We start from the raw sequence: 24,564 nt of genomic DNA, 5'->3' as shown, positions 1-24,564 counted from the left end.
TCAAACTCCACCTTTGAAAACTTTCCACGTTATTCTCACACATTTTGACAACACTTTTTGCAAACAAAAAAGACCCCTATCATTCTTACGCCCAAGTGAAAAGGTTACGCGAATAAAAAGAAGTCTTATTAATACCATAGTTTGTGAAAAGCTTTTCAGGTCAAGATTTTTTCTTTCTTATTATTTTCCCTTTATAATAAGGGAAAGAGGTGATACATATGGCCAATATAAAACAAATTGCTAAAACTGCTGGTGTATCGATATCAACTGTTTCTCGTGTTCTGAATAATCACCCTTACGTAAAAGAAGAAAAGCGTAAGCGTGTTCTAGACGCTGTTGAAGAATTAAACTACGCAAAAAATATAAATGCTGTCCATTTAATAAGAGGGAAAACATATACAATTGGCGTTATGCTTCCTTTCATTAACCTCCCCTACTTCAGTACCATTATTGAAGGAATCGGTAACGAAGCATTATTAGCTGGATATCACATTAATTTATGCCAAACAAATTACGATAGCCTTGAAGAAATTCGTGTTCTTGAAATGATGAAAATGAAACAATTTGATGGGATGATTATTTGCTCCCGAACGAGCTCTTGGGAACAAATCGAACCTTTCGCAAAATTTGCCCCTATTATTTCATGTGAAAAAATGAAGCACCCCCTCATTTCATCCATCTACGTAGATCATTATGAAGGTTTCCGTCTCGGTACTGCCTATTTACTAAGTAAAGGCCATGAAAAAATCGGAATTTGTTTAGCAAGAAAAACAAGTGTAAATTCCATGGAGCGCGAAAAAGCGTTCGCCGATACCCTTCGTAACGAAGGGAAAACGTTGCATCCTGAATGGATTTTCCACCAATGCTATACAATGCAGGACGGAGCACAAATACTCCATCGTATTTTAAATATGAAAAATCGTCCAACTGCTATTTTTACAGCGAACGATCAAGTTGCAGCTGGTTTATTAACAGAGGCTCGAAAACATGGTATTCGAGTACCTGAAGACCTTGCTATCCTTGGATTTGATAATCATGAAATTTCAAAGGCATTAGAAATTTCCACAATTGAACATCCCGGTCTCGCAATGGGCTCACATGCTTTTTCTTTATTCTATAAGCAGATCCAAAGCGAGCAAATTGGCGGCAGTGCAAAAGAACTTTCATTCCATTTAATTGAGCGAGAGACTGTCTAAAAAGAGCGTTACCTATAACGCTCTTTTTCAGCTCTTCACCTATTGACATTATATTTTTTATCTCATATAATGAACCTAACGAACGGTAGGTAGGGGATGAAAATGACAGCAAACCGCATTAAAGCTGTAGCACTTTCTCATTTCGCACGCTACGGCTATGAAGGAACTTCATTGGCAAATATTGCTCAAGAAGTTGGGATTAAAAAACCATCGATTTACGCACACTTTAAAGGAAAAGAAGAGCTATATTTCATATGCTTAGAATCTGCTCTTCAAAAAGATTTGCAGAGCTTCACAGGCGATATCGAAAGCTTTTCCAATTCGTCCACTGAAGAATTGCTTTTAAAATTATTAAAAGGCTATGCAAAACGCTTTGGTGAAAGTGAAGAATCAATGTTTTGGTTACGAACTTCTTATTTTCCGCCTGATGCATTTCGCGAACAAATTATTAATAAAGCAAATGTACACATTGAAAACGTCGGAAAACTTTTATTCCCTGTATTTAAAAGAGCAAGCGAACAAGATGAGTTGCATAACATTGAAGTGAAAGACGCCTTAGAGGCTTTTCTATGCTTACTCGACGGTCTTATGGTTGAACTACTATACGCAGGTTTAAATCGTTTTGAGACACGTTTAGACGCTTCTTGGAAAGTATTTTGGCGCGGACTTTCAAACTGACGGATTGCTCCTTTGCAATGCGTCGTTTTTAAGCCCTTTACCTAACGACTGGTAGGAAGGAGAAATGACATATGGCATGGATTTATGTAATCATCGCTGGTATTATTGAAATATTTTGGGTGATTGGACTAAAAAAAGCAGAGGCACCACTTGAATGGGCTGGTGTCGCTCTATTAATTACAATTAGTTTCGTCTTATTATTTAGAGCTTATAAAGATTTACCTGTCGGCACTGTATACGCAGTCTTTACAGGAATCGGAGCTGGCGGAATCGTTCTTACAGAGATTTTCATCTTCGGAGAACCTTTCTCTATCGTAAAAGTTTTATTAATCGGTTTAATCTTCTTCGGAGTAATTGGTTTAAAACGAGTAACAGAAGAAAAAGAAGCGAAGGAGGCCGCATAAAATGGCTTGGGTATTTTTAATTCTAGCTGGTATTTGTGAAATTATTGGTGTACTCTTTATGAAAGTAGCCACTGAAAAGAAAGGCTGGGCACCAAAAGTTATTTTAATCGCTAACTTCGGCGTAAGCTTCTTCTTCTTATCTCTTGCGATGAACACATTACCGATGGGAACTGCTTACGCAATTTGGACTGGAATCGGAACTGCTGGAAGTGCACTTCTAGGCATTCTCATTTTCCGAGAATCAGCGGATTGGCGTCGTCTTGCTTTCTTAAGCTGTATTCTATGCGGCGCTGTTGGCTTAAAACTATTAAGCTAACGTGAGGTGAATGTCATGTGGAAAGAAAAAGGAAAGAAAATATTAGCATGGATCACACTTGGTATCGTCATTCTATTACAAATAAGTTTTCATATAATAGAATGGTTGTTTCATAAAGTAGTATCCATTCTTACCTTCCTTCCTAGCATGGCACTTGAAATTGCATCTATTGCTTGGTCAATTATTGCCTCCATTGCAATCGTCATTATATGGAGTATCGCCAAGCTATGGAATAAGTTATTTAAAAAGGACAGTACTTCTGAAAAAGAATAACTGTCCTTTTTTATATTCATTCAGACTTTCTGTAGAAGTTACATGTGATAAGACAAAACAGACCAATTATGGCAATACTTATACCAACCCCTTTATGTAAACTTGGAAATAACAGTGGTATATCCGAGTAAACATTTGCTAATATGAGACCGATTGAAACGAAAAGTACCCCTATTCTATATAACCATTTTCTTTTGTTCATCATTCTCCCCTCCTAAAATTTTTCATACACTCCTTTCTTTTGGACATACTACCTAAAAAAGGAGTGAATAATATGCAAAATTCTATACATAAGCAAATCCTATTTTTATTTTTCCTATTTCTTATTCTCATCATCGTTTTCAGCTTTATATTACATACTCCGACAGATGTACCAAATAGCGTTTCTTTTTATAAACTACTGCTCTCGTATTGTCGTTATTGAAGAAGGTGCCTTTTTTAAGGCACCTTTTAAAATTCTCTTTTTTCATATATTTTTACTGAAACGAAGATAGATGCTATGAACATGCATATTGAACCAATGAATAACAAGCTGTTATATAGCTGAATTTGTTCTAAGTTGATTTGAAACAAAGCTTCTAAAACAATTATCGGTGCCATGAATATTACTATCGCAATAAAAATAGTTTTCTTATACCCTAGCCAAAAGGATAGCGGTAAAACCAAACTTAAATACACTAAAATAAAGCTAATACTAGCAACTATTGTCGTTTCAATAAATTCAAATAAGTTAACCCCGCTCTTCATTCCCATCGTGAAACAACCGACCGTTACACTTATAAAAAGAATAATAATTGCTACTATATATTTCGCATACACAATTTGTTTTCTCAATATTGGTAAACTATTTACTATAACTTCACTCTCATTTTTACTATCTGCTTCAAACGTTTTTACTGTTGCCCCAATTGTAATAATTACTGACATAATGATGAATAAATTTTCCGTATCTGTTAAGGCCATATAAAAGAAAACAGGATACAGTATGTACCAAATTAAAAATTTCCATTGAATAATGAAATCTTTTAAAATTAGTTGCTTGATCATGTATTACCCCTCCTAATATGAAAATGCTCCTTCTATAACTCTGCCTCCTGAAACATTTTCATTGAGAGAAACATTGATATGACTATACTTACTAACACTCCAATACTAAGAACACCCATTGCTAGTGTAGCCTCTTGAGAGTGAAGTACTTTTAACATAATTGTTTTATCACCAAAAATATTGCACATAAGACCAATCATACCCATTAAAGGAAAAAGCATAATCAAATTCAAGACAGTAATAACTTTATATCCCCCAATGTAATTAGTCGGTATCGTTACTGCACAATAAATCAAAGTTGCTACTATTGCTGAAAATATTGCATACCCAGGCATAACTATATCTCTGTCCAATAAAATATTTCCTAATATTACGACTATAAAAGTTACACTCAAACCAGCCATAATAAATAATGTGCTTGAAATATATTTAGCTATAATTATCTCTTTTCTCGTTATAGGCAAACTCACTAACACTTTTTCTGCTTTACTTTTCTCGTCATAATAAAAAGAAATATATATAATCGTACTACATGTTATAAATACTCCTATTGCAATCCCCATTGGTTCGACGGAATCCTTAAAAATAGATAAAATGGGTATTAAAAAATAGAAAGGAAACATCTTCTTCTGTAAAAAAAACTCCTTCAAAATCAACTGTTGCATATGAATTCTCCTCTCTATAAATCACGCGTTTCATAAATTTTAATTGTAAGAAACATAGAAGCGATATAGGCACTAGCTAGTGTGATTAATCCAACTATAAATATGCCAAAATGTAATGGATTCATAATCCAATCAATGAATGATGCCGTAGCACTTTCTCCGTCACCAATAAACATTCCAACAATAACACCTATTCCAGCGGCTCCACCTGTAAATATTCCACGTACTACTTTTGATTTTGTCCCATAATAACTCGGGAATAATGCTGTAATATAAACTAAAGAATATACAGCACCTCTGACTACTACATACCAAGGAATTTCAATATACAAATTGGGATGATAAGCTCCAATATCACCAATGACAGCGATACCTCTTATAAGAAAAACAACTAGCGTAGTAGAAATCATGCCACCTACAATAAATATTACACCCGAAATATATCTAGCAATAATGATATCCTTTCGTCCAACAGGTAAACTATTTATAATAACATCACTTTTATTTTTTTCATCCATCGCTATTAGTATCATAGAAGATGATATCGTTATGAGTAAGCAACTCATTGGAAATAACAATTCACCATCTGGATCTAATCCAAAGAAAACAAGAGGCATAATAAAATACACTAACCACATAACCCGAAAAAAGAACAAATCTTTATAGATTAGCTGACGCATAGGCACCTCTCCCTTTCGCAGTGTAAACGATAATGTCATCTAATGTAGGCTTTTCTAGTACAACCTCATTTCCAAACCAATCGATAATTCCTTGTTTATCCTTCGCTAAACCTTCGAAACCGAATTTATTTTTTCGTAATCCAACAAATAGTTCTTTTCCTTCTCGATCTAATAAATCATTGCTTCCCTTAACGATTACGTAGTTCTCCATTAATTCATCTTTTTCACCAGTAAATATAATTTCTCCATCGTTGATAAACGTAATATAATCTGCAATACGTTCTAAATCCGTTGTAATGTGGGTTGAGAATAATACAGATACTTCATCTTCCATTACAATTTCTTGCAACATATCAAGTAATTCACTTCGGACAACTGGATCTAATCCTGCTGTCGGCTCATCCATAATGATAAACTCTGCATGATGTGAAAGTGCGATGGCAATCGCAAACTTCATTTTCATCCCTTTAGATAGCTCTTTAATTTTTTTATACTTTGGAACTTGCAATCTGTGCATATACGATTGGTATTGATTTTCGTCCCACTTTTTATATAACGGTGCAACAATACGTTTCATTTGTTCACACGTTAAATCTTCGTAATAATGATTTTCATCATATACAAAACCAATATTTTGTTTTATGTCCTTTTCAGCTTTCTTATTGTCTTTGCCAAAAATTTTTATATCGCCGCTATCTTTTCTAATTAAATTCATAATCATTTTGATCGTTGTACTTTTCCCAGCACCATTTGGTCCGACAAACCCCATAATATATCCTCGTGGTAATGCAAAACTTATATTTTTCACTGCAAAATCTTCATAACTTTTACAAACGTTTTTTAACTCTAACATCTCTCTCATTCCCCCTTATATAAAAACGCAATCATCTGCTGCAATTCTTCAAGTGAAAGCTGCAACACTTTACTTTCTTTTACGATTTCTTCAGCCTTACTTTCCAATAGACGTAGCCGCTGTTCTTTTAATAGTTCATTATTTTTACGTGAAACATAAGTCCCCTTCCCAGCAACAGTTTCTATATATCCTTCTTTTTCAAGCTCCTCGTACGCACGCTTCGTTGTAATTACACTAATTTGCAATTCCTTCGCTAAGCTACGAATAGACGGTAATTGGTCTCCACCCTTTAAACCACCATTTAAAATAAGCTGGCTTAATTGTTTTCTTATTTGCACATAAATAGGGTCTTGGGAAGAATTCGAAATAATAATATTCATGTTTTCCTCCAGTGTGTGTATATACTGTATATACCTTATATATACAGTATATACACAGCATCCTATTTTTGGCAAGAAAAAAAGACCAACATTTTCCTGTTGGTCTTTCGTATATGTATCACTTTTCAAAGCGATCTAACATCTCGTCTCTCATTCCGAAACTTACTACTGCAATTCCTATATACATAAACAGAAGGAATGCCGGATGAACCGTGTTGTACCAGCTGCTGTCAACGATTAAGTAAATCGTTAATGCCACAACAAGAACAAACGCTAAGATAAACATATAAAAGTGTCTTGTACTACCCATGATAAACTCCTCTCTTCTCACTTCACCATTCAACAGTTTATTTTATCGAATAATTCGATATGACTCAAGGTTAACTTTCTGTTATGTAATCAAGTTCCACCTTTACAATGTCCTCACATGCTATTGAAATGATTGTTCCTTGTTTATCAATCGCCGTCACTTCTCTATTATCCATTACACGATTTGCTACTCTTTCTAACACTTTCCCTTGGTCTCGATAGCAAAATTCTTTTACATCTTTAATTGTTTCTCCATTTTCTAAATGGTATACCATTCTATAACATCGATATCCCACACTTTCACCCCCGTCTTGCTCGTTTTTTCACATATACATAAAAATGAGTAATTTTTGCCTCATCACATCTTCTTAATTTCAATAAAATTCTAACAAAAATAAATACTTTTATCAAACCGACTTTTTCAACAAAACTACCTATAAAACTACACCTTTACACCATTAGGAAACAAAAAATATAATTTTTTAACATTTTCTTCACTATTTCTGCACAAATTCTCCATACAAAAAAAGAACCCGCCGCAGCGAGTTCTCCTTTTGTTATTCTAATCAAACTTGTACAGGAGCTGGCTTTGCATAACGTAAAACTGGTTTACGTGCAGCCATCGTTTCGTCTAAACGTTTAATGACTGTCGTATGCGGTGCTTCTTGTACAACTTCTGGATTTTCTTCTACTTCTTTAGCGATTTGAATCATCTTATCAATGAAACCATCTAATGTTTCTTTTGATTCTGTTTCTGTCGGCTCAATCATAATACATTCTTCCACATTTAATGGGAAGTAAATTGTTGGTGGATGGTAACCGAAATCAAGCAGACGTTTTGCAATATCTAATGTACGTACGCCAAGTTTCTTTTGACGACGACCTGATAATACAAATTCATGCTTACAATGTCTATCGAATGGAAGATCGTAGAATGGCGCTAATCTTCTCATCATATAGTTCGCATTTAATACAGCATACTCAGTTACTGCACGCAAGCCATCTGGACCCATAGAGCGAATATACGTGTATGCACGAACGTTAATTCCGAAGTTACCATAGAATGGCTTCACACGACCAATTGCTTCTGGACGGTCGTAGTTGAAGTGATAACCATTTTCCGTTTTTTCTAAAATCGGTTTTGGTAAGTACGGAATTAAATCAGCTTTCACACCTACTGGACCAGAACCTGGGCCACCACCGCCGTGAGGACCTGTAAATGTTTTATGAAGGTTTAAATGCACAACGTCAAATCCCATATCTCCTGGGCGTGCTTGGCTTAATACCGCATTTAAGTTTGCACCATCATAGTATAACTTACCGCCTGCATTATGGACGATTTCTGCCATTTCTAAAATATTTTCTTCGAATAGACCTAATGTATTAGGATTTGTTAACATAAGTGCTGCTGTTTCTTCGTTTACAACACGTTTTAAGTCTTCTAAGTCAACAAGGCCATTTTCATTTGATTTTACTGTAATTGTTTCAAAACCAGCTACAGTTGCAGATGCCGGGTTCGTTCCGTGAGCAGAGTCAGGTACAATTACTTTCGTACGGTTAAAGTCACCATTCGCTTCATGGTATGCACGAATTAACATTAAACCTGTCCATTCTCCGTGTGCACCAGCTGCTGGTTGTAAAGTAACAGTATCCATACCTGTAATTTCAATTAAATGCTCTTGTAAGTCATACATTAATTCCATTGCACCTTGTACTGTCTTTTCATCTTGCAGTGGATGAATATTTGCAAATCCTGCGAAACGAGCTACACTCTCATTAATTTTCGGATTATATTTCATCGTACAAGATCCAAGTGGATAGAATCCAGAATCAACACCGTGGTTACGGTTTGAAAGTGCTGTATAGTGGCGCATAATATCAAGTTCAGATACTTCTGGTAGCTCTGCATCTTCTACTCGAATATAATCGCTCTCAAACACATCTTCTAGTTTCACTTCTTCTACATCTAATTTGGGTAAGCTATATCCTATGCGTCCTTCTTTACTCACTTCAAAGATAAGTGCTTGGTCTTGGTTCTTCATTGGATAGCCCCCATTTCGTTTACAAGTGTGTCAATTTCCTCTTTTGTACGAAGCTCAGTTACTGCTACAAGCATATGGTTTTCATGCTCTTTATAATCACGGCCTAGATCGTAACCACCGATAATATTCTTTTGTAATAATGCATCGTTTACTTCTTTCACTGGACGTTTGCAATCTACAACAAACTCATTGAAGAATGGCCCAGCAAATGTTACTGTGAAGCCTTTCGCCTCAAATTGACGTTTTGCATACTGTGCTTTAGAAATGTTTTGACGTGCCATTTCTTTCACACCTTGTTTGCCAAGTGCCGTCATTGCAACAGAAGCTGCTAATGCATTTAACGCTTGGTTTGAACAAATATTAGACGTCGCTTTATCACGGCGAATATGCTGTTCACGTGCTTGTAACGTTAATACAAATCCACGTTTACCATCTGAATCTACAGTTTGTCCAACAAGACGTCCTGGAATTTTACGCATAAATGCTTTCGTTGTTGCAAAGTAACCACAGTGCGGTCCACCAAACTGCGTTGGAATACCGAATGGTTGTGCATCACCGATTACAATATCAGCACCAAATTTCCCTGGTGGTGTTAATGCGCCTAATGATAATGGATTTGAAGAAACGATAAATAATGATTTTTGTTGATGAACGATTTTTTCAATATCAGCTAATTTTTCAACTTGTCCGAAGAAGTTTGGATATTGAACGATTACACAAGCAACTGTATCATCTACTTCACTTTGTAATACGTCTAAATCTGTTACACCATCTTTATGATTAATTTCAACAACTTCAAGATTTTGACCTTTTGCATACGTTTCAAGTACTGCTCTTGATTCTGGATGAACCGCGCTAGATACAAGAATTTTCTTTTTGCGAGTATGGCCAGCTGCTAACATTGCCGCTTCAGCTAAAGCTGTACCCCCGTCATACATAGAAGAGTTTGCTACATCCATTCCTGTTAATTCACAAATCATTGTTTGGAATTCAAAGATTGCTTGTAATTCCCCTTGTGAAATTTCCGGTTGGTATGGTGTGTAAGCTGTATAAAATTCTGAGCGAGAAATAACATGATCTACAATTACTGGAGCATAATGATCGTATACGCCTGCTCCTAAGAAAGAAGCGTATTCTTTTAAGTTAGCATTTTTACTAGCCATTTGAGATAGCTCTTTTAAAAGCTCTGGCTCTGATTTTGCTTCTTTAATTTTTAAATCCCCTTTAAAACGAACACTCTCTGGAATATCAGAGAATAATTCATCGATCGTTTGAACGCCGATCGTTTGTAACATTTCTTTTTTGTCTTCTTCTGTCATTGGAAGATAACGATGCAACATGAAATCTACCCCTCTCCCCGTTACTTTGAACGTTTGTAAAATGGTGTTGGAACAACTACTGCTTTGACGCGTTTATTACGAATTTCAATTTCTACTTCTGTATCAACTGCTGCGTATTTTACATCAATTAGTGCTAAACCAATGCTTTTCTTTAACGTTGGAGATTGTGTACCACTCGTTACTTCCCCAATTTTTTCTTCACCAATAAATACAGGGTAATGCGTACGAGGAATTCCACGTTCGATTACTTCGATGCCGACTAATTTACGAGGCGCACCGTTTTCTTTTTGCTCTTTTAACGTTGCTTTTCCAAAGAAGTCTGCTTCTTTATTTGTTTTTACCGCAAAGCCAATTCCAGCCTCAATCGGTGTAATATCTTTTGATAATTCTTGTCCATAAAGTGGTAATGTTGCTTCGAATCGAAGTGTATCACGAGCACCTAAACCACATGCTTTTAAGCCCTCTTCTGCTCCAACTTCAAGAAGTTTCTCCCAAAGTTTTGCAGCATCTTCACTCTTACAGTAAATTTCGAATCCATCTTCACCTGTGTAACCTGTACGAGATACAAGTGCTGGAATTCCATCTACAAGAATATCGTTTTTAAATTTAAAGAACTTAATTTCTTTCAAATCTTCTGACACAACTTTTTGTAAAATGCCTTCTGCTTTTGGTCCTTGAATTGCAAGCTGTGCAACTTCACTAGAAACATTGACTACTGTCGCATCGCCAATTACATGACTTGCTAACCATTCGTAATCTTTCTCGATATTTGATGCATTGATTACTAATAAATAGTCTTCTTCACCACGTTTGTAGATTAATAAATCATCTACTGTACCACCATTTTCGTAGCACATAGCTGTATATTGTGCGCCCCCTACCTTTAAGGTAGATACGTCATTTGTAACAACACGTTGTAAAAATGCTAAACTATCTACACCTTTTACTTCAACTTCTCCCATATGAGACACATCGAACAAACCTGCAGCTGTACGTACAGCTTCGTGTTCTTCTTTAATGCTTGAAAATTGAACTGGTAATTCCCAACCACCGAAGTCGATTGTTTTCCCACCATACTTCGCGTATACATCAAATAACGGTGTACGTTGTAATGTAATCATGCTCTCTCCCCCTTATGCTTTGACAAATCAATAAAAGTTGCTTCCTTTTTCTAAACATTTTCATTCTGAAAAGATAGGATATACGGAATCTCATTATATTTTTTTATGAAAGCGTAAATAAAAAATCACTTTCTTGGATAAAATACGAAAGATTCCACACATTTCACACCATTATCCTAACATCATTCGCTATATTTCATCAATATTCTAGCATAAAAAATAATTTAGAATTTTTTATTTTAAAACACAATAAATACAGCTTTTGAGATTTAATACTTTATTATTGTCTATCATATAGCCTTTAATAACGATAATTATGCCTTCTTTTGAGGCAAATCATCATACATTAAAAAATAATTACTTTAGTTTATAAAAGGTGGGAGAGTCGTAATGAATGTCGATATTTCCGTAGATCGGACGTGGCAAAACAATTTTTTAAATAGAATTGATGAAGATGGTCCTTGGACAAACTGGGATTTATATCACTTAGCTTATGAAACAGAAAAATCGTTACTTGTTCCTACTTTTGATGGACTACAAGCACCGAAACATTTATCCCATTTCACGCCGCTTCCGCATCAATTAGAAGTCGCTCAAAATGTGATTGAACAAATGAATGGTAAAGCGATTCTAGCAGATGAAGTAGGTCTTGGAAAAACAATCGAAGCTGGACTTATTTTGAAAGAATACATGGTCCGCGGGCTTGTGAAAAAGGTACTTATACTTGTCCCAGCCTCTCTCGTATCACAATGGGCATACGAGCTGAATACAAAGTTTTTCATTCCCGCTGTAGCACAAAAGAAAAGCTACTCGTGGGAACAAGCTGACGTAATCGTATCATCAATTGATACTGCGAAACGTTCACCACATCGCGATATCGTGTTGAACTTAGAATATGACCTTATTATTATCGATGAAGCACATAAACTGAAAAATAATAAAACAAAAAACTATGAATTTGCACAACGATTAAAAAAGAAGTTTTGTTTATTACTAACCGCTACTCCTGTTCAAAATAAGATTGATGAAATTTTTAACCTTGTTTCTTTATTAAAGCCAGGACATTTAGGCAATCAATCCAACTTTGAAGAATATTACGCTTCCAAAAATCGCTCAGCCGAATCAGATGAAGACTTAAAAGCTCTCATTAACAAAGTAATGGTGCGAAATAGACGACATAATACCGGTATCGATTGGCCGAAGAGACATGTACGTACAATTTTTGTTGAGTTTAATGAACAAGAACAAGCTCTATATAATGATATCGAAAATTGGCGAGGGCAAGACGCCTTCACATCTGCTTTCTCATCGTTAACTTTAAAACGAGAAGCGTGCAGTAGTCGTGAGGCTGTTTACTATTCATTGAAAAAGCATGTAGAAAAAAGACAGAAAGAAAATGAACATTATATAAAAGATCCACATATCGATGTGCTAATGGACAAAATTAATCATATTCCTTTCAACTCGAAAGCAACTAAAGCTCTAGAGCTTATAAAAGAAATTGACGATAAAGTCGTCATTTTCACGGAATACCGAGCATCACAGATGTACTTACAATGGTTTTTACAACAACACGGTATTTCTTCTGTCCCATTCCGCGGCGGATTTAAACGCGGGAAGAAAGATTGGATGAAGGAACTTTTCCAAAATCGTGCCCAAGTGTTAATTGCAACGGAAGCTGGCGGAGAAGGCATTAACTTACAGTTTTGTAGCCATATGATCAATTATGATTTGCCATGGAATCCAATGCGTCTTGAGCAAAGAATCGGACGTATTCACCGTCTCGGTCAAAAGAATGATGTTCATATTTATAACTTAGCTACAAAGCATACTGTTGAAGAACATATTCTGAAACTGTTATATGAAAAAATCAACTTATTCGAGCGTGTTATCGGTGAACTCGATGAAATTTTAACGAGAATTAATATGAAAAACATCGACGCGCACATTCAAGAAATTTTCGCGCAATCAAAAAGCGAAGGTGAAATTAGAATTAAGATGGAAAACTTAACATCTATAATCGACTTTGCGAAACGAAATGAAGCTGAGGTGCAAGGCTATGCAGCAACATGAAATTCATAATTACTTATACAATTTCTTTGAGGCGAATAACTGTGAAATTTTAGAACGTTCTCCTCATTTATTAGATGTACAGTTAACAATTGAGATGGATAAATTATTAATGAATCGCCCTTTTTATTGGCACTATCTTGAGAAAACAGGAGGCGTACCGAATCCGATGCGCCTTACTCTTATTACAAATCCAGAAAATGAAGAAAATGATGGTGAGCTTATTCACTACGGTTCACCACGTCTACATCAAATTTTCCAAACGACAAAAGAATTAGGCTCTTACATACGTTTATATGAGGATGTAAGACATAATGGGGCAACACATACACCGCTCCACCCTTGGCTCGGTATTAATATAAAAGTTTCCTATCAATGTGATCGAAAAAAAGACATCCTTCACTCGATTGGCATTCATCTCATTTCTGGAACAATGATGGCAAACTTTCATGAAACATTAACAAACATTAAACTTACACCAAAAATACCTGATTTTTGTTTTACGCTCTCGCCCATCATTAAACCTCAAAGTGGTTTACAACGCATAGAAGACGCTTTAAAAAATATAATTGCAGAAGATGACCATACGTGGGCAAAAGAAGCAAGAGTGCGTTGGAATCATGATCTAGACCTTTTAAACCGTTTTTATGAAGAAAGTGACGAACTTCCTGAGAGCTATGAAATTGAAAAACAAGCTCTGCAAGAACAGTATGAACCACGTATTACAGTGCAAATTATTAACGGTGGCCTTTTTTATGTTACCGCGAATCATTTTCTATCTTAAAGAAGCTCCTTCTGCTTTAGAAGGAGCCTCTTTTGAGCTATTTTCTACCCTACTCGCTATCGCCACTACGCTCTTGCTGTTTTTTCTGTGCCATACGTTTCTGCTGTGCACGATCCTTTGCGCTCACATGATTTGCATCAGTTGGAAGATTTTCTTTCGAACGTCCAATTCCATTGCTCATCTTTCCCACTCCTTTTTGCGTTTTTCAAAATACATGTTTATTTTCAGCTAGAGTTACAATCCTTATACAACAAAATAAGAGCAGCCATTGGCCACTCTTACTCGCTCACATATTTTTGAAACATATCATGGATGCCTTTATTTACTAGGTTCGAGATCTGCTCGTCAGATTTATTCGGATAACGATCACGCAATCTGATAGATGCCTTCACCATTAAATTTTCTAATACAGAACGGCCACCTTCTCCATAAATAATTTCAGCATATTTAACAAGCCTTCCATCCTCTACTGTTGCTGGATTATGATTGAAGAAAAATTTACTCATTGTCTCCACCTCTCTCTTTTGATAACGTTTACATTTATATAGATTATTTATGTTATTTATTTCACAATATTGTATGCATGTATATTTAATTAGTTTCATTATAAAGCAACATATCGATAGTAAATATGTGATTTTCCGTCCATTTTGTGAACAAATTAAAAATGAAAGCGTTTCCTTTATTATATACTAAAAAAACTTACTACGCTAGGGGCAATTTTTTTCAATCTACTAATCCCTCAAAAATTGATATATTTTTTCTTTTCCCATTAAACCTTATACAATTTTCAGAAATTATATTATAAAATATATGTATGACTTAAGGAGGCTTTGTATGAATCAAAATAAAAAAGCTATATTAGATCTTGTCTTTTATCTCGTAATCCCATTCCTCATTTGGAAATTTGCAAAACCTTATATCGATCCTTATTACGCGATGTTACTTTCCTCTGTTCCGGGGATTATTTATACACTGTATACCTTTAAAAAAGAAAAACAGTTTAACGTGACAGGGTTCTTTATTTTAATTACACTCATTTCTAATACAACGGTAGATCTATTATCTAGGTCAGCTGAACGAATGTTGTGGAATGATGCATATTATCACATCGTACTCGGTATTATCGTCATCTGTACAATTTTCATAAAAAAACCACTCATGTTATATTTCGCTGCGGATATTGCAGCGCTGCAAGGACATGACCGCGATAAAAGTCGTGAACTGTATCGTGATAGTCGTATCTATCCAGCACTACAATACTTAACGTTATTTTTCGGCCTACAATTCATATTAAAAAGCTTCTTAAAAATTTATTTCATCTCTGTTTTTGGTGTAGATGGCTACGGTGAAATGAGAGCGATTATGACCGCTGTCGGCTGGGGCATTTCTATTTGTATCGGAATAGGGTTCGTATGGGTGAACAATAAAATACATGCCGTTACGGAAGAACAAGAATCCGTGCAGTAAATAAAAATCCCCTGGTGTATTACGACACTAGGGGATCTTTATTTTGCTAGACATATGACTAAAATTTAACTTGATTTTTTTCTTTTACTTTTTACATTTCGATAAAACAAAGCAGCACTCAGCGGCATAACACCAAACCACTTATTCATAAATGGCTCTTTTTCAGCACGGCGTTGTTCTTTCTTTTGTTTTCGATCTTCTTTTGGAGCATCCATATACGACACAAACTGCTGCGTCACAAAGCGAACATAATCATTAGTAGACATATTATCATCACCTCTACTTGATTAGTATGTCCACTTTTTTATACATTAATCTTTTCCTTTAATTCATTCATAATTTGCTTTACAGACTTATTTGTCGTATCGATATGAATATGAGCCTCTTCATAATAAGCTCGGCGTAATTCAAATTTCGTTACAAATGCATCTATATCTTTCTTTTGAAATAGTGGACGTGTCGTATCTTCACGAAGCCTCTCTGCAATTACATGCGGATCACAATATAAATACACGACAGTTCCGTTCTCTTTCATCCACTTGCGATTTTCCGCTCGTTCAATAATTCCCCCACCAGTTGTAATAATGACATTATGGACTGGTAGCGAACGTAACATTTCGCTTTCATATTCCCGAAAAGCCGTTTCGCCTTCTTCGGCAAAAATATCACGAATTGCCTTCTCTTGCTTCTCTTCGATTTTTTGATCAGTATCTACAACATCCATTTGAAGTTCTTGACTTAATGCTTTTCCAATTGTTGTTTTCCCTGCTCCCATATAGCCGGTTATGTATATAGATTTCATTTTCTGTCCTCTCAATCGTCATTTATTAATTGTTATTATAACGAAAGATGCTACTTTGTTTAATAAAAAAACGTTTTGTTCTTATACTATGAAGAACAAAACGTAACACTCGCTTTTACTTATAAGTACCTCTTCTCACCCACTGCGTTGCAATCCATTTCTCGCCTTTCGTTACAGGTGCCCCTCCATGTAACGTAAGCTCATTTAGTGATTGATCTTGATAAAAATACTCAAAGTATACTGCCATTCCCTTTCTAGGATGTACAGAAAGATTTAATTTCGGGAAGTACGTTTCCCCGCCTTCTTCTACATCATTTAAGTACATTACAAGCGTACTAATACGATTGTTAGCAGCTGATCTACTATGTTCCGCAAAATAATCATAGTGTGCTTTATATTGTTGATCCACTTCATAATTTAAAATGTGCAATCCTTCACCATGCGACGCAGGAACATTCATGATAGATGAAATTCGTTTTTCAATCTTTGAAGTAAGTTCATTGTCTTCCAAAAATGCACCGCTACTTGTTCGAATATCATTTACATCACGTGATGAACCAACTTTAGAACGCTTCATTTTATTTTTAGACATTTCAATTAATTCATCACACTCTTCATCACTTAGTACATTTGCTAATACGACAATAAGAGGTTCTTCGAATTTTGAAATAATGTGTATTTCTCTATCTTCTGTCATAATCGTATTTCCTTTATGATCAAAAATAGTTTGTTCCTTATTTTCACCTATTTGATTGTTGTTTGTCATTTCCCTATTCTCCCTAAAAATAATGATTGGATAGCATGAATATATCACATTCTTTCTACCTTTCTCTTTTTTGAGAAAATTTAAACTTTTAATCATTATATTTATCCATTTCTTCTAAAAAATCAATTCAATTTACAATAGAAATCCCTGGTTTTTCTTCGTATTTTTTACATATTATCCTTCTATCCAATCGACTATTTTTCCATCCTTTTTTCTATACCGAAAGCTCACCGTATAGAAAGCTTCCTGTTTGAGTGTACACTGCAACGCAACGAGAATTAAATCATTTTCAAAGATATAATTTCCACTCACTTCTCCCTTTTCATACTGAAAGAAAAATGCACCTTCTTTTTCTTTTTGCTGTAAGTCTTTTTTTATATCTGTAATAGATCGGTTAAGTAGTTCATCCAGTAAAAACTTTTGTTCTATTTCTATATAAAAATTTTTATCTGTAAACAACATATTTGTTTCGTATATAAAAAAAGAAGTTAATAAAATAAGAAAGATGAGTGTTCCAGGCATTGTAAACCCATTTTGCCCTCTCATACATTCATTTCCATTTCACTATATCGCATAACTACACCTTCATATATTTTTCCGCTAGTATCTTTCACATTTATAATGAGTACATGAGGTGTTAGTTTGTAAGAAACCGTTCCAATATTTTGTAAAACAACTTCCCTCCCACGCCTATTTACCTTTCTTATAAGACGACTATTCTCTTTTTCATACGATACTTCACTCCCATTACGCGATCGAAATCGTAAAATACTTTCTCCATTTTCAAATGCTAGCTGTTCTCCAGATGATACTTCACGAAACTCCAATTGCATTTGACCTAAAAATACATCCCACTCCCAATCATTTAATCCTTTTGTCTGTTTATTTTCCATTTCAATGAAATGTAGGCGGGGAAAGAGCAAAAAAAATATTGATAATAGAAACAGACATACAATCATTTCTATTAATGAAAAACCAAATTCTAATTTATTTTTTCTCCTACATAAAAGCATTGTTCCATCACTCTGTCTTTCACATCTCTCCACATGGTACAAACTTCATTGCCTCCCCAATATGTGTAATACACAATTCCATTTATATTCTTTTCTATTATTCGCTTTTCTTCATTTCCATACATATATATAATTGCTTCCTTTTTTAATAATCCAGATGCCTTATAACGAATTTGTATATTTTTTCTTTCTTGCATAACTAATACTGTTTGCGGTAGTAGTAACGATACAGCCATCATTAAAATACTTAACGATACAATCATTTCAGCCATTATGGATCCTTTTTGACATTTCACGATACGTAAATCTCCCTCTTCCAAGCTGAAATACAATTTCATATTTATAATTTCGATATGAAATTATAATCGTACCACCTCTATTAATATTCCCACTTGGATTATATGTCATCGGATTTGGAAACGTATGCAAATCAATTTGTATATCTTCTTCATACTCTCTCTTGACGATATAATACTTTGTACCTGACTCTTTTATAGCATACATATTTCTATCTTTATGCCAACGTAATGTATAGTGCTTTTGACGATTTATCGCTAATTGCTGCATATACAAAATATCATTTGAAAACTGTCTCAAAAATTGTTCAACTTTTTGTCGCTCGTATAAGGAATGAACACTAAAATACGTAACTATACTTAATACAGAAATAGCAAATAAAACGAGTAACATTTCTAAAAAAGTAAACCCCTGTTGTTTCACAATGCCCTAATTGATACTGCGCCATCATCTGAAATATGAATAGATTCGCCATTCGGGCACTTATCAGTTGTAATATACTTTTCATCTGTCAGTTCTTTTAACGATGGAATTTTATTATGTTGTAATTGATATACTTGTATTTGTGCTTCTATAGATTTCACGTAAGCTGCACACCCTTTTCCTTGGACCGATGAACGCTGTGTAACTACATTTGGAATAATTAATAGTAATAATATAGTTATGACAACCATTACTAATAGCATCTCTAACAGAGTAAATCCTTCCTCATTCTGCATACAAATGCCCCCTAAATAGAATTCATCATTTGAAACATTGGCATAATCATCGCTAAATACATAAGGACAACGATTCCTCCAATACATATAAATAAAATAGGCTGAATGATAACTAACATATGTTTAATTTTCCGTTCCATCTTTTCCATAATAAGATCGCTATAGTCACCTAATTCAATCGCTAAATTGCCGTTTGCTTGTCCATGCGTAATAACATAAGAAAGTTCTTTCTCGTAATACCCACTTTTAGCAATGATAGATTGTAACCGTTCTCCTCCAATTAATTGTCTTTCAATCCGGCTCGCTTCATATTGAAAGAACGGATGATATCTTTGCTCCATCATTATTGTTAAAGCTTCGCATACTGATAGTCCACCATTTAATAAACCACTCAACTGAGTAGCAAAATAATGTGAATGCTTTAAAATAAGAAATGTTTTGATGAGGGGCATACGAAGCATGATTTTTACCTGGCTAATATGTGGAAGTTTCCTAAAATACAACATATACAAACTACATCCAATAATAACAGTTAAAATAGCGGTTAAAATAATGTAAGGTAGCAGTTTTATTGCACTTAAAATTTGTTCTGTAAGTAGTGGTGTATTAGAACCGAACGAACTATAAACCATTTCAACCTGAGGTAATAAAATGAGGTTGAAAATAAAAAGCATGATTAGTAGAAAAAACATTAAAAACATAGGATACTGCATGATTTTCATCATATCTCTCCTATACTTATCTTTCTTATAAAGAAGTGCACTTCCTTGTTGCAAAGCAAAAGAAATATCACCATGTTGCTCGGCATAAAATAAATAACTTAACATGTCCTGATGAAACTTTAACTGATGAAAAGAATCGTGTAGACTTTTCCCATCTTTTAACCCCTCAATCATGTGCTGCAATTGTACTTTCTTTTCTACAGGTAATTGAAACTGTAAAAATTCTAATGCTTGTAAAAGAGAGTAGCCTTTTTCTAGTAATTCTCCTAAACGTTTCAACAATACTACTTGATCACTTAAACTCCAAGTTTTCTTAAACATAAACATCATCTTCTAAAAAACCTAAAGCATATCCTTTTCTTATTGACGATTCTAAAGTCTCATGTTTGTAAGTAACACATTCTCCATCTGCTTCTTTAAGCGCTTGTTTTAACTCATATCCATATAGCAGCTCATAAATGCTTGCTTGCCTTACTTGCCTCATTGATTTACATAAAGTTGAGCACTTTCCTCTGCAAAACGGACACTTCAATTCGACAAGTCGCTGTGCAGCTACAGCCAATAAAGACTGTTCAATCTCTTGCCTCGTTATACCATAATCCATGAAACGAATGATTGCTCCTTTCGCATCATTCGTATGCAGCGTTGTCATGACTAAATGTCCTGTCAAACTTGCTCTTATAGCTATTTTTGCTGTTTCTTCATCACGGATTTCACCGACTAAAATAATATCTGGATCATGACGTAAAATAGCCTTTAATCCTGTTTCATATGTGAGACCCGCTTTTTCATTTATTTGAATTTGTAATACATCGTCACTTCTTTTTTCAACCGGATCTTCAAGTGTAATGATGCGACGTGTTTTCTTTTTTCTAATTACCTCTAATAATGCATACATTGTCGTTGTCTTCCCAGAACCAGTCGGTCCAGTAAACACGAGTAGCCCCTGTGAATAGCGTAAAAACGAGAGTAGTTTTGCTGCCGTACTTGGAAATAACGAAAGATGTGATAAGGGCTGAACAGATGCTTGTAAATGAAGGCGAATAACGAGACTTTCTTGATATACTGTTGGAAGTGTTGAAAGGCGTAAATACACTTCTTGTCCATCAATTTGCAAATACAACGAACCATTCTGTGGCTTCCGTTTCTCTCCTATGTCCATAGATGCTAAAAATTTAAAATGTGAGACAAGTTTTTCTCCAAACTCCTTTTCAATACAATGTCTCGTCATTAAATCTTTTCCTACACGTAGTTGCACCGCTACATCCTTCTGCCGGGGCACAATATGTAAATCTGACGCTTGTACCCTACACGCTTCTTTTAAAATTGTATTCGCAAAAATTTCAATCCCATTCATCACTTTTCCCTCCTCACTATGTATATAGCATGAAAACATGCACAATAAAAATTTGGAATTTTGTATTTTCACTAGAACGAAAAGGAAAAATATGTTTGTGAAATTATGAACAATTTCTGAATTATTGTCTGAAATTACCTATACTCATGTTTATCTGTATTATAATGTTATTATCTTGGATAAAGTGATAAAGGTGGAGATCCTCATGGAACAAGCTTTAAAAATTACAGGTGTTTTAGCTGACCCAACTCGTTATTACATTTATAAATATATTTCGCAAAAACATAGTTACGTAACTGTACAAGAAATTGCAGATGAATTCGATATTCATCCAAACGTAGCGCGTTTACATTTATCTAAATTAGAAGATGTTCATATGCTTAAATCGGAAACGAAGAAAACTGGAAAAGGCGGAAGACCAAGCAGATTATATGTCTTATCTGAAGATGTTATTCAATTGCAATTTCCATTCCGTGATTATCAATTGTTAGCAAGAATAGCATTTAATTCTTTACTTAGCCTTGGCGCTGCTGGTGAAAAAGCGCTATACGAAACAGGAAAACAATTCGGGGCCGAATTAATGCAACAACATATGCAACGTTTAAATGTGAGTGAAGATGCTTTAACAGTAGAGCAAAAAGTTCAAATTGCAAAAGAAGCTTTCTCAACAGCCGGCTTATCACCTGCATTTGAATTAAGTGCAGATGGAACAAAAATTTTCTATGATGTACACAATTGTCCATTTAAAGAAGTTGCTGTTCATCATCCAACTGAAATTTGTAACATGCACGGAGATATGATGAAAGGCATTTTTGAAATCCTATTCCCTAACATGGAATTAACTCGACATGATAGTCTATTAGATGGATGTAAATCTTGTAATTATAAACTAACAATTTAATTTATCATATAAAAAGAAGCCAATAATAATTGGCTTCTTTTTATATGAACGAATATTTACAATAGTAAGAAAAATAAACTATAATGAAAAGAGGTTTTACTTTTTCTAGAAAAGGAGGGAAATAGCATGGATCGCATGTTTCGCGTTCTCGGCTTTTGGACTGGAATTTTCTCGGTTATGTTTTACGTAGGAGATATGCAACAGGCTGCACTACTATTTTTAGGACAAACAGGTTTCTTCGTACTTTTAAGCTATTTAAAATTAACAGAGCGTATGTATATATACGTATTTGGGGCATATTTAACTGTTTTCTTCATAGGATTTACATACTACACGACATTTTTACTTGTCCCTGGGGCTGGACATTAAAAGATGGCATTTTGCCATCTTTTTTTTAATCCCGCAATTTCCTAGTTGACTTATAGGTTTTATTACCTTATATTCTATATAACAGATTGGAATTAGGGGGAATCAACATGAATACACTGCTTGTCGGAATTAACGTTGCAGTCATGCTCATCTTAGTTGGCGTATTATATTATATGCAACGTAAGCATGTATCTTTTAATAAACGTGTATTTACCGCTTTAGGAGTCGGAATTTTATTCGGTCTTATATTACAATTCATTTATGAGCCAACTTCTAAAGTAATTATTGAATCAAATACTTGGTTTGGCTTAATTGGTAACGGTTATGTGAAATTACTTCAAATGATCGTTATGCCACTTATTTTAGTATCTATTATTTCAGCATTTACAAAATTACAGTTAACGAAAAACCTTGGTAAAATTAGTGGTCTTATTATCGGAATTTTAATTCTTACTACAGGAATCGCTGCAGCTGTCGGTATCGCTGCAAGTGCAGGATTTGATGTATCTGCAACAGGCTTGCAACAAGGTGATGCAGAATCTGCTCGTCTGAAACTAGTTGAAGAAAGATTTACTTCTATTGAAAAGACAACAATTCCAGATAAATTATTAGAGCTATTGCCTACAAATCCGTTTCTTGATTTAACAGGCGCTCGTCCAACATCAACAATTTCTGTCGTAATATTTGCAGCCTTTATCGGCATTGCCTTTATAGGTGTAAAACGAAAATATCCAGAACAAGCAGAGCTATTTAAGAAAATGCTTGATGCTGTATATGCAATCGTAATGCGTATGGTAACATTAATTTTACGCCTTACTCCATACGGCGTATTAGCTCTTATGGCAAAAACAGTTGCTGGTAGCGATATAAATGCTATTTTAAAGCTTGGTAACTTCGTATTAGCCTCTTATGTAGCACTTATCGTAATGTTTATCATTCACTTATTATTAATTGCATTGTCTGGTTTAAATCCAATTCAATATTTGAAAAAAGTGTTCCCTGTACTAACTTTTGCATTCACATCTCGCTCTAGTGCTGGTGCGATGCCATTAAATATTGAAGCTCAAAAAGAAAAGCTTGGTATCTCCGAAGGAATTGCAAACTTCGCAGCTTCATTTGGGGTATCTATCGGACAAAACGGTTGCGCAGGTATTTATCCAGCAATGCTTGCAATGATGGTCGCTCCAACTGTAGGAATTGATCCATTACAACCACAATTTATTTTAACTTTAATCGCTGTTGTTGCTATTAGCTCATTCGGTGTTGCCGGAGTTGGTGGCGGTGCAACATTCGCAGCTTTAATCGTACTATCTACAATGAACTTACCAATCGGTATTGTTGCTCTAGTTATCTCGGTTGAGCCATTAATCGATATGGGTCGTACAGCTCTTAACGTAAGTGGTTCTATGACAGCAGGTCTTATTTCAAGTAAATGGCTTGGTGAATTAGATCAAGATACGTACAATCAAGATGATACAAAAACTGGTGAAATTGCTTCATAATGAAAAAAAGACGCTAACATACAATTGTTAGCGTCTTTTTTATTCCGTTCCCTCTTTATAGATCTTATCTTGAGAATTATCACTCCAAGTATTCTTCTAATTGCTCTTTTAACTCTTCCTCAATCTCATAACAAGATTCATCAGCGAGTTCTCCTACTTTCTTACTACCCAAAATGTTTGATTGAATTGGCATTCCTAAAAAGATTCTTTCACATTCCCAAATTGGAATATTGTGAAATTTAATCATCTCTTTTTCTTCATCTAATATAGCTATAGCAACTGTTGAATAATAACCCACCTCAAAGGGATTCTCTTTTTCTCTTGCAAATCCCATATCTAATTCCATGTTTTTTTCTATGTATAAATGCGAATACTCTTTATACAATTTAAGTGACATTCGCTCTATTTCCTTCTCCATACATTGAATGTTCTCTTTTAACTCCAACGTAAACTCCTGTTCTTTATATTTCATTTTCGCCTCCTTAAAC

At 34.8% G+C, this 24,564-nt stretch carries 36 protein-coding genes; 12 read left to right on the top strand and 24 right to left on the bottom strand.

Annotated elements, in window-relative coordinates; all coding sequences use genetic code 11:
* Nucleotides 1-218 precede the first annotated feature (218 nt).
* The 5 genes from OXT04_RS15200 (at nt 219) to OXT04_RS15180 (ending at nt 2,867) form a co-directional block, all read left to right on the top strand.
* Nucleotides 219-1,196 carry a LacI family DNA-binding transcriptional regulator gene (locus OXT04_RS15200; RefSeq protein WP_001273987.1) on the top strand — a complete coding sequence of 326 codons (978 nt, stop codon included), beginning with the start codon at nt 219-221 and terminating at the stop codon, nt 1,194-1,196.
* Nucleotides 1,197-1,292: 96 nt separating this feature from the next.
* Nucleotides 1,293-1,874: a TetR/AcrR family transcriptional regulator gene (locus OXT04_RS15195; protein WP_002005730.1), complete on the top strand. Its 582-nt coding sequence runs from the start codon at nt 1,293-1,295 to the stop codon at nt 1,872-1,874.
* 71 nt (nt 1,875-1,945) lie between these two features.
* The gene (locus tag OXT04_RS15190) at nt 1,946-2,278 is read left to right on the top strand and encodes a DMT family transporter (protein WP_000312339.1); all 333 of its coding nucleotides are present in this window, start codon (nt 1,946-1,948) and stop codon (nt 2,276-2,278) included.
* A gap of 1 nt (nt 2,279) precedes the next feature.
* Nucleotides 2,280-2,594 carry a DMT family transporter gene (locus OXT04_RS15185; protein WP_000312623.1) on the top strand — a complete coding sequence of 105 codons (315 nt, stop codon included), beginning with the start codon at nt 2,280-2,282 and terminating at the stop codon, nt 2,592-2,594.
* 15 nt (nt 2,595-2,609) lie between these two features.
* Nucleotides 2,610-2,867 (top strand): DUF3975 family protein, encoded by a 258-nt coding sequence (locus tag OXT04_RS15180; protein ID WP_000265371.1) that lies wholly within the window; start codon nt 2,610-2,612, stop codon nt 2,865-2,867.
* A gap of 16 nt (nt 2,868-2,883) precedes the next feature.
* On the opposite strand, the gene OXT04_RS15175 is transcribed toward OXT04_RS15180, so the two are convergent.
* The 11 genes from OXT04_RS15175 to gcvT form a co-directional block, all read right to left on the bottom strand.
* Entirely contained in the window at nt 2,884-3,072 is a 189-nt protein-coding gene (locus OXT04_RS15175) for a hypothetical protein (protein WP_097925253.1), read from the bottom strand.
* 245 nt (nt 3,073-3,317) lie between these two features.
* On the bottom strand, nt 3,318-3,911 hold the full coding sequence (locus OXT04_RS15170) for an ABC-2 transporter permease (protein ID WP_080476022.1): 594 nt from the start codon (nt 3,909-3,911) through the stop codon (nt 3,318-3,320).
* Nucleotides 3,912-3,946: 35 nt separating this feature from the next.
* Nucleotides 3,947-4,579 (bottom strand): ABC-2 transporter permease, encoded by a 633-nt coding sequence (locus tag OXT04_RS15165; RefSeq protein WP_267415685.1) that lies wholly within the window; start codon nt 4,577-4,579, stop codon nt 3,947-3,949.
* Between the two features lie 14 nt (nt 4,580-4,593).
* On the bottom strand, nt 4,594-5,259 hold the full coding sequence (locus tag OXT04_RS15160) for an ABC-2 transporter permease (RefSeq protein WP_078400978.1): 666 nt from the start codon (nt 5,257-5,259) through the stop codon (nt 4,594-4,596).
* The gene (locus tag OXT04_RS15155) at nt 5,240-6,112 is read right to left on the bottom strand and encodes an ABC transporter ATP-binding protein (protein ID WP_090977074.1); all 873 of its coding nucleotides are present in this window, start codon (nt 6,110-6,112) and stop codon (nt 5,240-5,242) included. The genes OXT04_RS15160 and OXT04_RS15155 overlap by 20 nt, the downstream gene beginning before the upstream one ends.
* 5 nt (nt 6,113-6,117) lie before the next feature.
* Nucleotides 6,118-6,492: a GntR family transcriptional regulator gene (locus OXT04_RS15150; protein WP_001021350.1), complete on the bottom strand. Its 375-nt coding sequence runs from the start codon at nt 6,490-6,492 to the stop codon at nt 6,118-6,120.
* Between the two features lie 118 nt (nt 6,493-6,610).
* Nucleotides 6,611-6,802, bottom strand: a complete 192-nt coding sequence (locus tag OXT04_RS15145) for a hypothetical protein (protein WP_000535933.1) — start codon at nt 6,800-6,802, stop codon at nt 6,611-6,613.
* 70 nt (nt 6,803-6,872) lie between these two features.
* Nucleotides 6,873-7,076: a DUF3929 family protein gene (locus OXT04_RS15140; RefSeq protein WP_000262496.1), complete on the bottom strand. Its 204-nt coding sequence runs from the start codon at nt 7,074-7,076 to the stop codon at nt 6,873-6,875.
* A 291-nt stretch (nt 7,077-7,367) separates the two neighbouring features.
* The gene (gcvPB, locus tag OXT04_RS15135) at nt 7,368-8,843 is read right to left on the bottom strand and encodes an aminomethyl-transferring glycine dehydrogenase subunit 2 (RefSeq protein ID WP_000795702.1); all 1,476 of its coding nucleotides are present in this window, start codon (nt 8,841-8,843) and stop codon (nt 7,368-7,370) included.
* Nucleotides 8,840-10,183, bottom strand: a complete 1,344-nt coding sequence (gcvPA, locus tag OXT04_RS15130; protein ID WP_000903240.1) for an aminomethyl-transferring glycine dehydrogenase subunit 1 — start codon at nt 10,181-10,183, stop codon at nt 8,840-8,842. Before gcvPA ends, gcvPB begins: the two co-directional genes overlap by 4 nt.
* Before the next feature lie 20 nt (nt 10,184-10,203).
* Nucleotides 10,204-11,304 (bottom strand): glycine cleavage system aminomethyltransferase GcvT, encoded by a 1,101-nt coding sequence (gene gcvT / locus OXT04_RS15125; protein WP_000631769.1) that lies wholly within the window; start codon nt 11,302-11,304, stop codon nt 10,204-10,206.
* 390 nt (nt 11,305-11,694) lie between these two features.
* Here gcvT and OXT04_RS15120 point away from each other — a divergent pair, with 390 nt between their 5' ends.
* Together OXT04_RS15120 and OXT04_RS15115 are read left to right on the top strand one after the other, a co-directional pair.
* On the top strand, nt 11,695-13,377 hold the full coding sequence (locus OXT04_RS15120; RefSeq protein WP_001100040.1) for a DEAD/DEAH box helicase: 1,683 nt from the start codon (nt 11,695-11,697) through the stop codon (nt 13,375-13,377).
* Nucleotides 13,364-14,158: a YqhG family protein gene (locus OXT04_RS15115; RefSeq protein WP_001183963.1), complete on the top strand. Its 795-nt coding sequence runs from the start codon at nt 13,364-13,366 to the stop codon at nt 14,156-14,158. Before OXT04_RS15120 ends, OXT04_RS15115 begins: the two co-directional genes overlap by 14 nt.
* Nucleotides 14,159-14,207: 49 nt before the next feature.
* Here the strand turns inward: OXT04_RS15115 and OXT04_RS15110 are convergent, their stop codons facing one another.
* On the bottom strand, nt 14,208-14,339 hold the full coding sequence (locus OXT04_RS15110; protein ID WP_000064665.1) for a hypothetical protein: 132 nt from the start codon (nt 14,337-14,339) through the stop codon (nt 14,208-14,210).
* 97 nt (nt 14,340-14,436) lie between these two features.
* A complete protein-coding gene (locus OXT04_RS15105; protein ID WP_000032702.1) occupies nt 14,437-14,664 on the bottom strand; it encodes a hypothetical protein in 228 nt (75 codons plus the stop codon).
* A gap of 73 nt (nt 14,665-14,737) precedes the next feature.
* On the opposite strand from OXT04_RS15105, the gene OXT04_RS15100 reads away from it, so the two are divergent.
* The gene (locus tag OXT04_RS15100) at nt 14,738-14,854 is read left to right on the top strand and encodes a hypothetical protein (protein WP_001987222.1); all 117 of its coding nucleotides are present in this window, start codon (nt 14,738-14,740) and stop codon (nt 14,852-14,854) included.
* A 141-nt stretch (nt 14,855-14,995) separates the two neighbouring features.
* On the top strand, nt 14,996-15,628 hold the full coding sequence (locus OXT04_RS15095; protein WP_097821467.1) for a VC0807 family protein: 633 nt from the start codon (nt 14,996-14,998) through the stop codon (nt 15,626-15,628).
* Nucleotides 15,629-15,693: 65 nt separating this feature from the next.
* On the opposite strand, the gene OXT04_RS15090 is transcribed toward OXT04_RS15095, so the two are convergent.
* The 10 genes from OXT04_RS15090 to comGA form a co-directional block, all read right to left on the bottom strand.
* Nucleotides 15,694-15,894: a YqzE family protein gene (locus tag OXT04_RS15090; RefSeq protein WP_000106083.1), complete on the bottom strand. Its 201-nt coding sequence runs from the start codon at nt 15,892-15,894 to the stop codon at nt 15,694-15,696.
* Nucleotides 15,895-15,932: 38 nt separating this feature from the next.
* A complete protein-coding gene (locus OXT04_RS15085; RefSeq protein ID WP_000836660.1) occupies nt 15,933-16,430 on the bottom strand; it encodes a shikimate kinase in 498 nt (165 codons plus the stop codon).
* Between the two features lie 115 nt (nt 16,431-16,545).
* Complete coding sequence (locus tag OXT04_RS15080) at nt 16,546-17,196, bottom strand: 2OG-Fe(II) oxygenase (RefSeq protein WP_000183863.1); 651 nt, start codon at nt 17,194-17,196, stop codon at nt 16,546-16,548.
* A gap of 174 nt (nt 17,197-17,370) precedes the next feature.
* A complete protein-coding gene (gene comGG, locus OXT04_RS15075; protein ID WP_023523011.1) occupies nt 17,371-17,742 on the bottom strand; it encodes a competence type IV pilus minor pilin ComGG in 372 nt (123 codons plus the stop codon).
* Complete coding sequence (gene comGF, locus OXT04_RS15070) at nt 17,739-18,209, bottom strand: competence type IV pilus minor pilin ComGF (RefSeq protein ID WP_141548224.1); 471 nt, start codon at nt 18,207-18,209, stop codon at nt 17,739-17,741. The genes comGG and comGF overlap by 4 nt, the downstream gene beginning before the upstream one ends.
* Nucleotides 18,179-18,481 (bottom strand): hypothetical protein, encoded by a 303-nt coding sequence (locus OXT04_RS15065; RefSeq protein ID WP_000829462.1) that lies wholly within the window; start codon nt 18,479-18,481, stop codon nt 18,179-18,181. The genes comGF and OXT04_RS15065 overlap by 31 nt, the downstream gene beginning before the upstream one ends.
* Nucleotides 18,474-18,929, bottom strand: a complete 456-nt coding sequence (gene comGD, locus OXT04_RS15060) for a competence type IV pilus minor pilin ComGD (protein WP_000813141.1) — start codon at nt 18,927-18,929, stop codon at nt 18,474-18,476. The genes OXT04_RS15065 and comGD overlap by 8 nt, the downstream gene beginning before the upstream one ends.
* Nucleotides 18,926-19,225, bottom strand: coding sequence for a competence type IV pilus major pilin ComGC (gene comGC / locus OXT04_RS15055; RefSeq protein WP_001178687.1), 300 nt, complete (start codon nt 19,223-19,225; stop codon nt 18,926-18,928). Before comGC ends, comGD begins: the two co-directional genes overlap by 4 nt.
* 11 nt (nt 19,226-19,236) lie before the next feature.
* Nucleotides 19,237-20,268 carry a competence type IV pilus assembly protein ComGB gene (gene comGB / locus OXT04_RS15050; RefSeq protein ID WP_090977070.1) on the bottom strand — a complete coding sequence of 344 codons (1,032 nt, stop codon included), beginning with the start codon at nt 20,266-20,268 and terminating at the stop codon, nt 19,237-19,239.
* A complete protein-coding gene (gene comGA, locus OXT04_RS15045; protein ID WP_001013187.1) occupies nt 20,261-21,304 on the bottom strand; it encodes a competence type IV pilus ATPase ComGA in 1,044 nt (347 codons plus the stop codon). Before comGA ends, comGB begins: the two co-directional genes overlap by 8 nt.
* Before the next feature lie 205 nt (nt 21,305-21,509).
* Here comGA and OXT04_RS15040 point away from each other — a divergent pair, with 205 nt between their 5' ends.
* From OXT04_RS15040 to OXT04_RS15030, 3 genes are all read left to right on the top strand, one after another.
* Nucleotides 21,510-22,205 carry a helix-turn-helix transcriptional regulator gene (locus OXT04_RS15040; protein WP_000434107.1) on the top strand — a complete coding sequence of 232 codons (696 nt, stop codon included), beginning with the start codon at nt 21,510-21,512 and terminating at the stop codon, nt 22,203-22,205.
* Nucleotides 22,206-22,331: 126 nt separating this feature from the next.
* Nucleotides 22,332-22,574: a DUF2626 domain-containing protein gene (locus OXT04_RS15035; RefSeq protein ID WP_000375619.1), complete on the top strand. Its 243-nt coding sequence runs from the start codon at nt 22,332-22,334 to the stop codon at nt 22,572-22,574.
* A gap of 107 nt (nt 22,575-22,681) precedes the next feature.
* Nucleotides 22,682-24,076: an L-cystine transporter gene (locus OXT04_RS15030; protein WP_001094344.1), complete on the top strand. Its 1,395-nt coding sequence runs from the start codon at nt 22,682-22,684 to the stop codon at nt 24,074-24,076.
* Nucleotides 24,077-24,155: 79 nt separating this feature from the next.
* Here the strand turns inward: OXT04_RS15030 and OXT04_RS15025 are convergent, their stop codons facing one another.
* Complete coding sequence (locus OXT04_RS15025) at nt 24,156-24,548, bottom strand: hypothetical protein (protein WP_053563649.1); 393 nt, start codon at nt 24,546-24,548, stop codon at nt 24,156-24,158.
* Nucleotides 24,549-24,564 lie beyond the last annotated feature (16 nt).

Source organism: Bacillus sp. GC_Bacil_1 (assembly GCF_026540675.1).
Classification (GTDB): domain Bacteria; phylum Bacillota; class Bacilli; order Bacillales; family Bacillaceae_G; genus Bacillus_A; species Bacillus_A cereus.
This window is presented reverse-complemented; position numbering and strand designations above follow the sequence as displayed.